Consider the following 10,218-nt stretch of genomic DNA (forward strand, 5'->3'; position numbering starts at 1 on the left):
GTAAACATATATACCGTCGAGTAAGCAAGAGTATGAAAAATTTCATGCATACCCGGCTCGTGAATATCCCCTGGTCAGCCCCGGTGTACACCGGGTGAAAATCATCCCTACAGGAAGAAACCGTGCTGGTCGGCGGCCTGCTCGTACTGTTCGAGCCGCGCCTGGGTCCGCTCCGGGTCCGCGTCCGCCATCGCCTGGAGCAGGGCCGCGGAGAGCATCCCGGGGGCCGCGTAGGAGTCGAAGACCAGTCGTGATCCGGTGCCGGCGGTCAGCACCACGTCGGCCTCCTCCACCAGCGGGCCCACGGTGGGGTCCGTGATCAGGACCACGCCGAGCCCCGCGCTGCGGGCCGCCCGCAGCGCCGCCAGGGTCTCGTTGGCGTGCCGGGGCATCGCGAAGGCCAGCACCCAGGCGCCGCCCGCCGCCCGCGACTGGAGCAGGGCGTCGTAGGCGACGCTGCCGCCCCGGGTCACCAGGCGCACGTCGGGGTGGATGCGGCGGGCCGCGTACGCGAAGTACTCGGCGAGGGAGACGGAGATCCGCAGGCCCAGCACCGTCAGCGGGACCGAGCGGGCGAGGTCGCGGCCGATGCCGAGGATCAGGTTCGTGTCGGCGAGCAGGCGCCGTACGCTCTCCAGGTTCTCGATCTCGCCGTCGACGGCGGCCTGGAGCTCGTTGTGGCGGATCTGCTCCCGGGTGTCGGGGGTGCCGCCGGCCACCGCGCTCAGCGCCATCGGCTGGAGCACCTCGCGCAGGGCCGGGTAGCCGCTGAACCCGAGGGAGGCCGCGAACCGGGTCACGGAGGGCTGGCTGACCCCGACCCGCTCCGCGAGCTCGGTGATGGAGAGGAACGCGGCCTCGGTGAGGTGGTCGATCAGGTACTGGGCGATCCGCCGCTGGCCCGGGGAGAGCCGGTGGCCGTCGAACAGCGCCAGCAGCCGGTCGGCCGCCGGTTTCTCCCGCTCGGACGGCGGGCTCTGACCGGGCGTGATCGCGGCCGCCTGCGCGCGTGCCTGCTGCCCCGATGACACCGGCGGCCTCCTTCTCACGTCACTCTTCCTCCAACATAGCCCACGCTCCGTGGCCGGATGATCGTCCGGCGCTACGGGACACCGCGCGGGTGCGCCGCACCGGTACGCGGGTACCGGTGCGGCGCGCGCTCAGCCCTGCGGCCGGGCCGGGCGGCCCGAACCCCTGGTCACGGAGTAGCCCCAGATGCCCGCGAGGGCCCCGAGGACTCCGCCCGCGGCGGTCCACAGCCAGCGGTCCGACCACCAGCCGCCGGACCAGCCGCCCTCCGGGGCACGCGCCTCGCGCTGCTGCTCCGAGGCGCCCTCGATGCCGGGGACGAGCGGCTCGGCCAGGGCCGCGTCCACCGCCTGGGCCCCGCCCGTCTCCTTCACCTCCGCCTCGACCTGCGCCTTGACGGGCAGGCCGTGGTCGTCCTCGGGCACGCCGACGACCGTCAGCCGGACGTAGTAGCTGCCCGGGAGCGGGTCGTCCGACCAGGGCTCGGCCCCGGAGCGGACCGTGCGCAGGGTGCAGGAGAGCTCCACGGTGGCAGCCTCCTTGGCCGCCGCCACGTGCTGGTTGCCGTACGTGCAGGGCTGGCGGCGGCGCAGCCCGTCGTACAGGTCGAGCTGCCAGGTCTGCGCGCCGTGCCGGGCGGCGGACTCCGGGAGGGTCACCGTGGCCCGTACGGTGAGCCGGTGGCCGGTGTCGGCGGGCACCGCCCAGTAGAGGTAGTCGCCGGTGGACGCCGCGGCGGTGGCCTTCTGGCCGGGCCGGAAGAGGGCCGCGGTGCGGAAGCCGGTGCCGGCCTCGGTGGGCGCGGCTCCGTCCTTGCCGGTGCTCTTCCCGCCGCTGGGGACCGGGCTCGGTGCCGCGACGGCGGCGGCCGCCGGGGCCAGCAGGGCCGTGCCCGCGAGCAGGGCGGCGGCCAGGGTGCGTACGGTACGCATCAGTTGGTCCTCCAGACGGAGATGCGCCAGCGCGAGATCCAGCCCCAGACCAGGCCGGCGAGCAGGCCGGCGAGGACGAGCAGGCCGAGCAGCCACCAGCCGCGGCCGAGGCCGAAGGAGGCCACGTCGGAGCCGTCGTCGGGGCCGTCGACCAGGTCGACGGTCAGTTCGACGGGCATGCCGGGGGCGGTCTTGACGGCCGGTCCGGCGGAGAAGGAGTTGCTGACCTGGAGGCAGACGGTCTCGGGCTTGTCGGCCTCGTCCCCGTCCGCCTCCGCCTTCGGGTAGCGCAGGCCGGTGGAGATCACGTCGGTGCGGCCGTCGCCGGCCTCGGACCCGCGGACGATCTCCCGGCCGTGCACGGTGGTGGCGCGCAGCAGGATCCCGTAGTCGTTGTTGACGGCCCGGTCGGCGCCGATGCTGACCGAGGCGCGCAGCTCCTGGCCGGGGCGGACGTCGACCTTGTACCAGCGGTGCTCGCCGAAGGTCTCGCGGTCGCTGTAGAGGCCGGCCTTCAGCGCGGGGGCGTTCTCGCAGCTCTTGGCGCCCTCGGCGGCCACCGGGGTGGCGACGGGGTCGGCGGCCCGGTCGACGAGTTGTCTGACCCTGCCGGAGAGTTCGGCGGTGTGCGTGACGGAGGTGTAGGTGCCTCCGGTGGCCTCCGCGATGCAGGTCAGCTGGGAGCGGGTCTTGGCGTCGGGGACGAGTCCGAGGGTGTCCACGACGAGGTGGATGCCCTTGGCCGCGATCTCACGGGCCACTTCGCAGGGGTCGAGCGGGGCGCAGGTGTCCTCGCCGTCGGTGATGAGCACGATGCGGCGGGTGGCGTTGCCGCCGTCCAGGTCCTGGGCGGCGGCCTGGAGGGCCGGGCCGATGGGGGTCCAGCCGGTGGGGGCGAGGGTGGCGACGGCGGTCTTGGCCTCGGTGCGGTTGACCGTGCCGACGGGGTAGAGCTGCTTGGTGTCCTTGCAGCCGAGCGCCCGGTCCTCGCCCGGGTAGGTGGCGCCCAGGGTCCTTATGCCCAGGCGGACTTCGTCGGGCACCGCGTCCAGGACCTCGTTGAAGGACTGCTTGGCGGCGGACATGCGGGACTGGCCGTCGATGTCGTTGGCGCGCATGGAGCCGCTGACGTCGAGCACGAGCTCGACCTTGGGCGGCTCCTTGGCCGGTCCGTCGGCAGCGGCGGCGGTCTGCGGGAGGAGGCCCGCGGTCAAGGCGACGAACAGGCCGCAGGCCCCGGCCGCCAGCCGTTTTCTTGTGATCATCGCCGGATCGTATTGAGGATCCGGCGGGCAGTACAAACCGCGTTCGGTGACCGGGATCCGCCCCGGCCCGGTCCGCTATGGCCGGGCGGGGGCGGGTTCCTGACGGAGCGGCTACCAGCGGACCGGGAGACGGCTCACCCCGTGCATCAGGGCTCCGGGGAGCCACTCCAGGGGGCCGCCGGCCGGATCCGGCGCCAGGTCCGGGAAGCGCTCCAGCAGGCCGCGGACGGCGATGCGGCCCTCCATGCGGGCGAGCGGGGCTCCGATGCAGAAGTGCAGGCCGTGCCCGAAGGCGAGGTGGCCGCCGGAGGGGCGGCGGATGTCGAACACGTCGGCGTCGGGGAAGCGCCCGGAGTCGCGGTCGGCGCCGGCCAGCGAGACCAGGACGGCCTGACCGGCCGGAATGACCACCCCGCCGATCTCCACGTCCTCGGCGGTGTAGCGGAACGTGGAGTTCTGCACGGGGCCGTCGTAGCGGAGCATCTCCTCCACGGCCCCGCCCAGCAGCCCGTCGTAGTCGGCGCGGAGGTCGGCCAGCTGTCCGGGGTGCGCGAGGAGGGCCCGTACGCCGTTGGAGATGAGGTTGACGGTGGTCTCGTGCCCGGCGACCAGCAGCAGGAAGGCCATGCCGATCAGTTCGTCGGGGGAGAGCTGGTCTCCGTCCTCGGCGCGGGTGCGGATCAGCGCGCTGAGCAGGTCGTCCCCCGGGGACTCGGCCTTGGCGGCGACGAGGTCCACGAGGTAGGCGGTGAGCTGCCGGTGGGCGGTGTTGTCCAGGGCGCCGGGCTTGGGGGCGACGACGTCGTTGGACCATTCGCGGAAGCGCTCGCGGTCGAGGTCGGGAACGCCGAGCAGTTCGCAGATGACCGTCATCGGCAGCGGGAAGGCCAGGTCCCGGATCAGGTCGGCCGACCGTTCGGGGCGGGCGGCCATCGCGTCCAGCAGTTCGTCGGTGATCTGCTGGACGCGCGGCCGCATCGCCTCCACCCGGCGGGCGGTGAACTCCCGGGCCACCAGCCGGCGCAGCCGGGTGTGGTGCGGCGGGTCGGATTCGAGCATGTTCGCGTTGGCGGCGGTGCGCTCGAACTCCGGGAACATGTCGGTGGCGTGCCAGTCCTTGCGCAGGCCCGGGTGGGTGAGCGCGGCGCGGGCCTCCTCGTAGCCGACGACGAGCCAGTACGGCTCGGACAGGCGGGTGTTCGGGTCGCTGACCAGGTGGACCGGCCCCGCCGCGCGCAGCTTCGCGAAGAAGGAGTGGGGGTCGGCGTCGAAGTCCGGGCTGAGGGGAACGATGTCCGATACAGGCATCTCGCCACACTACGACGGTGAACTCCCCCGGTGTCCGGGCGAAACCGGCCACTCGCCCACGGCGAATGGCCGGTCCTCGACGGTCAGCCGGTGTGGTCCGCGAGCCCGTCCGGGAGGCTCCCCGTGTGGACGACGCCCAGGTGCTGGGTCGCGCGGGTGAGCGCGACGTAGAGGTCGCTCGGCGGGAAGGCGGCCGGTTCGGCCACGATCACGGTGTCGAATTCGAGTCCCTTGGCCTGGCGCGGGTCCAGCAGGACGACGGGGCGGGTGAGGTCGGGTTCCTCGCCCGCCAGGACGCCGGGCAGGACGGCGGCCAGCGCCGGGTGCAGGGCGCGCGGGGCGATGACCGCGAGCCGCCCTTCGGCGGGTGCGGCGTCCCGTACGCCCTCGGCGACGGCGGCCGCGAGGTCCCCGGTCTCGCGCACCCGGGGGCGCACGCCGGTGGAGCGGACCGAGCGGGGCGGTTCGAAGCCGGGGCGGTGGGCGCGGAGCACGGCGGCGGCGACCTCCATGATCTCGGCGGGCGTGCGGTAGTTGACGCCGAGCCGGACGCGCTCCCAGCGGTCGCCCACGTACGGGTCGAGGATCCGCTTCCAGGAGCCGCAGCCCGCCTCGTCGCCGGTCTGCGCCGGATCGCCGACGAGGGTCATGGAGCGGGTGGGGCAGCGGCGCATCAGCAGCCGCCAGGCCATCTCGGACAGCTCCTGGGCCTCGTCGACGATGACGTGCCCGAAGGCCCAGGTGCGGTCGGCGGCGGCGCGTTCGGCGGTGGTGCGGTGGTCGGCCTCCTCGTGCCGCTCGGCCATCCGCTCGGCGTCGATGACGTCGTGGGCGGCGAGGTACTCCTTCTCCGTGTCCTCGAACTCGTAGGACTCCGAGCCCAGGGAGAGGTCGAGGACGCCCTGGGCGTAGGCGACGCGCTCCAGGCGGTCGCGTTCGGCGGCGGCGCGCTCGGCGGTGTCGTCGACGCCGAGGAGTTCGGCGGCCTCGTCGAGCAGCGGGACGTCGGCGGGGGTCCAGTCGTCCGTGTCGCGCCTGATCAGCGCGGCGTCCTCGGCGGACAGGCCGGTGGGGTCGGCGAGGAAGTCGGAGACCAGCCGGCGGGGGGTCAGGTGCGGCCAGAGGGTGTCGATGGCGGCGTGCACCTCGGCGCTGGTGGCGATCTCCTTGCCGAGCTGGGCGACGTCGTCGGGGCCGAGCAGGTTGGGGCCGCCGTAGGGGTCGGCGCCGAGCCGGTCGGCGAGCTGCGCGGTGAGGGCGTCGATGACGGAGAACGCGAAGTAGGGGCGGGCCAGGTTGTGGGGCAGTCCGGTGGTGCGGGCCCGGTCGCGGGCGGTGTGGGCGATGGTGCGGTCCAGCAGGAGGGTGCCGTAGTCGTCGTGGTCGATCTCCAGGGCCGGCTCGGGCACCAGGTCGTTGTCCTCCCCGCTGCCGGCGGGCACGCCCTCGGGGAGGGTCTGGCGGTCCGCGACGGCCCGGGCGAGGACCTCCGCCATGGCGGCGCGGCCCTTGACCTCGGCGGCTCCGGGCCGGTCGGTGCCGGTGGCGCGCAGGCCCGGGAAGAGGTCGCCGGGCGCGGCCAGCAGCACCCCGGTCTCGCCGAGGGAGGGCAGCACCTCCCCGATGTAGCCGAGGAAGGCGGGGTTGGGTCCGACGATGAGCACGCCGCGCTTGCCGAGGAGCTCGCGCTGGGCGTAGAGGAGGTAGGCGGCGCGGTGCAGGGCGACGGCGGTCTTGCCGGTGCCGGGGCCGCCCTCGACGACCAGGACGCCCTGGTGCGGGGAGCGGATGACGCGGTCCTGCTCGGCCTGGATGGTCCGCACGATGTCGTGCATGCGGCCGGTGCGGGCGGCGTCGAGCGCGGCGAGGAGCACGGCGTCCGCGTCGGCCCCCTCGTAGCCGGTGCGCTCGGTGTCGGCGAGGTCGAGGATCTCGTCGTGCAGGGCGGTGACCTCGCGGCCCCGGGTGGTGATGTGGCGCCGGCGGCGCAGGCCCATCGGGACGTGTCCGGTCGCCAGGTAGAAGGGGCGGGCGACGTCGGCGCGCCAGTCGAGGACGAGCGGGGTGCGTTCCGCGTCGTCCTGTCTGATCCCGATGCGGCCGATGTGGTGGTCGCGGCCGTCGGAGAACTCCAGGCGGCCGAAACACAGACCGTGTTCGGCGGCGTTGAGGGCGGAAAGCAGTCCGGACTGCTCGGCGACCATCACGTCGCGTTCCAGCCGCGCCTGGAATCCGTTGCCGCCTGCGGCCAGGGCGCCCTTGACGGCGTGCTCGGCCTTGTCCCGCAGGTCTTCGAGGCGCGCGTAGAGCTTGTCGATGAATTGCTGTTCGCTCTGGAATTCGCTGTTTGACAATTTCGCTCCCTGCGCGATACGATGTCCCTGCAAAGCTTCTTCACGCCCTCTTTCAGAGTGGGCGTGAATCAATGAATATACGCAGAGGAACGCCCCGGACGTCAATTCGTCCGGGGCGTTTTCTTTATGTCCGTGCCGGGTGGGTCAGCGGAGGTCGAAGCTGACCGAGGAGGCCTTGTCGTTCATGCCGTCGCCGACGTAGGCGTTGTAGCCGTAGTAGGTCTGGTGGGCGCCGCGGAAGTCGTTGTGCTCCCACAGGGTGATCGGGCAGGTGATGCCCTGCGCCGAGCTCACGGTGTCGTTCCACCCCCACTTGGACAGGTCGTTGAACTCGGGGTAGCGCCAGTTGCAGCCGACGCTGCCGCGGAAGAGGAACTCGCTGCCGCCGGAGTTGGAGTCGCTCCAGATCTTGCCGAGGTCCTTGTAGTCGGCCTGGGCACCGAACTCGGCGGCCTGGGACCTGCTCGCGAAACAGCCGGCCTCGCCCGTGTCGACGACGTACGTGCAGAACTTCGGGGCCTTGGGAGCCGGCTGCGGGCTCGCGGCGGACGCCGGGGTGACGGCGGCGGCCAGGACGAGGGCCGTGGCGGCCAGGGCGAGGGAGGACCGGACCATGCGCATGAGTACTCCTGACGAGGATGCATAGGGACGGACGGGACGCTCCGGTCCACCGGGGTACTTTTGGGAACTGAAGCGCGACAGCAGCCAACAAGCAGGCATAACCACCCGTCCAGCACCCGCAGTTGCCGGTGGCACGTTTCGTACGGCGCCCCGCGCGCGGCGGAACCCCCCGCTGCTGGCGCGATCACGGCGCGCGGCGCGGGCCCCCGTCTCCGGCACCGGCGGCGACGGCCGCCGGCGGCGCGGCGGCGGACGCGGGACGTGGCCGAAGCGCCCCGCCCGCGCCGGGCCGGCCGCCGCGCGGCCGAATGTCCCGATTCGGGTGGACGGCGGTGGTGCGGCCACCCGTACGAGGCAGAGGCTCCGCGTCATATGAGGCGATATGTACGTGATCTTTTAGCATGGCGCTCCGCCCGGCCCCTCCCACCCCGGCCGCCGCCCACCGAGGAGCGCCCCGCATGTCCCCAGCAGCACACCGGTCCGCCGCCGCGTCGGCCGCCGCCTCCGCCGCGCTGGCCCTCGCCCTCGCCGCGGGCGCCCTCCTCGCCGCGCCGCCCGCCCGGGCCCACGGCACCGAGGGCGACGGCGAGGCGGCGTTCATCGGCGCCGACCACGCCCGGGCCCACGCCGAGCGGCGCGGCGCCGCGGCCGGGGCCGCCGAGTACCCGCAGGCCACCCGGACCGCGAGCCTGGCCGCGCTGACCGCCTCCCAGGCGGCGGCCAACCGGGCGTTCGACCCGGCCCGTGACGGCCGGTTCGCGGAGTACTTCCCCTCCCCCGACTTCGGCGTCCACCTCGCCCAGCTCCCGACGGGCAAGGTGCTCCTCTTCTCCTTCGAGCGGGTCGAGGTCGACCCCACCAAGGAGACCGGCCCCACCGACCGCATCGGCCGGACCAACGCGGGCCGCGCCTTCCTGTGGGACCCGGCCAGGGGCACGGGGGCGCGGGCCTTCAAGGAGGTCCGGCCGCCGACCGTGCTGATGCCGGACGGCACCCACGTCCCGCGCCCCGCGCCGTTCTTCTGCGCCGGGCACGCCTTCCTGCCCAACGGGATGCTGGCGGTCTTCGGCGGCAACGCCGGAGGCAAGGGCGGCAGCGGGGCGAAGCTCTCCTTCGTGTTCGACCCGTGGACCGAGACCTGGTTCCGCAACCGGGACATGTCCGTGGGGCGCTGGTACCCCTCGGTGGTCACCGGCGCGGACGGCCGCCAGACGATCATGTCGGGCCAGTCCGAGCGCGGTACGGGCACCCCCACCCCGGTGGTGGAGCGCTTCCCGGCGAAGGGGCTGCCCGTGCCCTGGCGGACGTTCGACATCCCGGCGGGCATGGCCGCCGGGCGGTTCCGGGCGGACGCGCCGTTCCGCAACGACTACCCGCACCTCTTCTCGCTGCGCGACGGGATGATCTACGGCCTGGGCCGCGACGCCGACCAGCAGTGGCTCTTCGACCCCGTCGCGGAGACCCGCGCCGACCTGCCCCGGCGCCCGGCGGACTTCCGGGGCTACGGCTCGGCCGTGCCCCTCCCGGCGGGCCTGCGCGGCCCGGACTCGGTGCTGGTCCTGGGCGGCGACCCGCACGACCCGAACACCTACCGGCTGTCGGGCGGGCGGTGGAGCACCGAGGAGCCCCGGGCCTTCGGCCGCACCCAGGACGACACCCTGATCCTCCCGGACGCCACCCTGCTCACCGTCAACGGCGCCCTGGACACCCGCGACTACGGCCACGGCCCCTTCAACCCCGAGGCCGACCTCAAGTACCGGCAGACGGAGCTGCGCGACGCCCGCGGCCACTGGCGGCTCGGCCCGGCCCAGCGGCTGCCGCGCGGCTACCACTCCAACGCCCTGGTGATGCCGGACGGCCGGGTGATGGTGACCGGCGACGAGCTCCAGCAGATCGCCAACGACCCCGACATCCGGGACGCGATGGACGGCAGCATCGAGGTCTACGAGCCCGCCTACCTCCACCAGGGCGGCACCCGTCCGGTCCTGGACCGGGTACCGGGGGGCGAACTCGGGCACGGCGCGGCCTTCGAGGTCCGCAGCCGGACCGCCCCCGCCGTCCGGCGGGCCGTCCTCCTGGCTCCGACGACGGTCACCCACGCGGTCAACACCAGCCAGCGCCACCTGGAGCTCGCGCTCACCTCCGTACGGGGCGACGTGATCACCCTGCGCACCCCGCCGAGCGCGGCGGACGCGCCGCCCGGGTACTACATGCTCTTCCTGCTGGACGGGCGCGGGGTGCCCAGCACCGCCAAGTGGGTGAAGCTCGGACACCGTTAGGGCCTCCCGGGGGCGGGTCGCCCGGACGGCTGTGGACAACCCCCTCCCGGCGCGACACGCCCACGGACGGCCCCGTAGCGTCGTCAGCGCCGGGCCCGGCGGGCCCGACCGGGGGAGAACTCCTGCCGAGAGGCCGTGCCGATGCCGAGCGAAGACGCGATATCCAGCCTGCTCCGGGTCCACCGGGGCACCGCCTGCCCCGAGGAACTCGCCGCGATCACCGTCGTGGTCGCCTGTCTCGCGGGCCGCTCCGGGCGGCGGCCGCCGGCCGCCCCCGGCCGCGCCGCGGCGCACCGCCGCCCGCAGCCGAGGCCCGGGGGCCAGGCGATCCGCAGGGCAGAACCCGGACCGCGAGGTGGTCTTCTTCGGCATCGGCTTCGAGACCACCGCCCCGCCCAACGCCATGACGGTCCACCAGGCCCGCAAGCTC

7 protein-coding genes and 2 pseudogenes are annotated in these 10,218 nt (G+C 73.8%); 3 read left to right on the forward strand and 6 right to left on the reverse strand.

Annotation, left to right across the window (positions count from 1 at the left end):
- Positions 1 to 107 precede the first annotated feature (107 nt).
- The 6 genes from AB0O29_RS22525 to AB0O29_RS22550 form a co-directional block, all read right to left on the reverse strand.
- Positions 108 to 1,031 carry a MurR/RpiR family transcriptional regulator gene (locus tag AB0O29_RS22525; RefSeq protein WP_365153999.1) on the reverse strand — a complete coding sequence of 308 codons (924 nt, stop codon included), beginning with the start codon at positions 1,029 to 1,031 and terminating at the stop codon, positions 108 to 110.
- 129 nt (positions 1,032 to 1,160) lie between these two features.
- Complete coding sequence (locus AB0O29_RS22530; protein WP_365154001.1) at positions 1,161 to 1,961, reverse strand: hypothetical protein; 801 nt, start codon at positions 1,959 to 1,961, stop codon at positions 1,161 to 1,163.
- Positions 1,961 to 3,226, reverse strand: coding sequence for a VWA domain-containing protein (locus AB0O29_RS22535; RefSeq protein WP_365154003.1), 1,266 nt, complete (start codon positions 3,224 to 3,226; stop codon positions 1,961 to 1,963). The genes AB0O29_RS22530 and AB0O29_RS22535 overlap by 1 nt, the downstream gene beginning before the upstream one ends.
- A 111-nt stretch (positions 3,227 to 3,337) precedes the next feature.
- A complete protein-coding gene (locus AB0O29_RS22540) occupies positions 3,338 to 4,534 on the reverse strand; it encodes a cytochrome P450 (RefSeq protein ID WP_365154005.1) in 1,197 nt (398 codons plus the stop codon).
- Between the two features lie 83 nt (positions 4,535 to 4,617).
- Positions 4,618 to 6,888, reverse strand: coding sequence for an ATP-binding domain-containing protein (locus AB0O29_RS22545; protein ID WP_365154007.1), 2,271 nt, complete (start codon positions 6,886 to 6,888; stop codon positions 4,618 to 4,620).
- Between the two features lie 144 nt (positions 6,889 to 7,032).
- On the reverse strand, positions 7,033 to 7,509 hold the full coding sequence (locus AB0O29_RS22550; RefSeq protein ID WP_365154009.1) for a hypothetical protein: 477 nt from the start codon (positions 7,507 to 7,509) through the stop codon (positions 7,033 to 7,035).
- Positions 7,510 to 7,967: 458 nt separating this feature from the next.
- Here AB0O29_RS22550 and AB0O29_RS22555 point away from each other — a divergent pair, with 458 nt between their 5' ends.
- From AB0O29_RS22555 to AB0O29_RS22565, 3 genes and pseudogenes are all read left to right on the forward strand, one after another.
- Positions 7,968 to 9,788 (forward strand): galactose oxidase early set domain-containing protein, encoded by a 1,821-nt coding sequence (locus AB0O29_RS22555; RefSeq protein WP_365154011.1) that lies wholly within the window; start codon positions 7,968 to 7,970, stop codon positions 9,786 to 9,788.
- Positions 9,789 to 9,929: 141 nt separating this feature from the next.
- A pseudogene (locus AB0O29_RS22560) lies at positions 9,930 to 10,091 on the forward strand (acyl-CoA carboxylase subunit epsilon); the annotation flags it as partial.
- 16 nt (positions 10,092 to 10,107) lie between these two features.
- Positions 10,108 to 10,218: pseudogene (locus AB0O29_RS22565) on the forward strand (hypothetical protein); the annotation flags it as partial.

Source organism: Streptomyces sp. NPDC089915 (genome assembly GCF_040684675.1).
Taxonomy (GTDB): domain Bacteria; phylum Actinomycetota; class Actinomycetes; order Streptomycetales; family Streptomycetaceae; genus Streptomyces.

Coding starts and splice junctions, on each gene's coding strand:
- AB0O29_RS22530 (WP_365154001.1), bottom strand. CDS start 1,961: ATGCGTACCGTACGCACCCTGGCCGCCGCCCTGCTCGCGGGCACGGCC.
- AB0O29_RS22540 (WP_365154005.1), bottom strand. CDS start 4,534: ATGCCTGTATCGGACATCGTTCCCCTCAGCCCGGACTTCGACGCCGAC.
- AB0O29_RS22550 (WP_365154009.1), bottom strand. CDS start 7,509: ATGCGCATGGTCCGGTCCTCCCTCGCCCTGGCCGCCACGGCCCTCGTC.
- AB0O29_RS22535 (WP_365154003.1), bottom strand. CDS start 3,226: ATGATCACAAGAAAACGGCTGGCGGCCGGGGCCTGCGGCCTGTTCGTC.
- AB0O29_RS22555 (WP_365154011.1), top strand. CDS start 7,968: ATGTCCCCAGCAGCACACCGGTCCGCCGCCGCGTCGGCCGCCGCCTCC.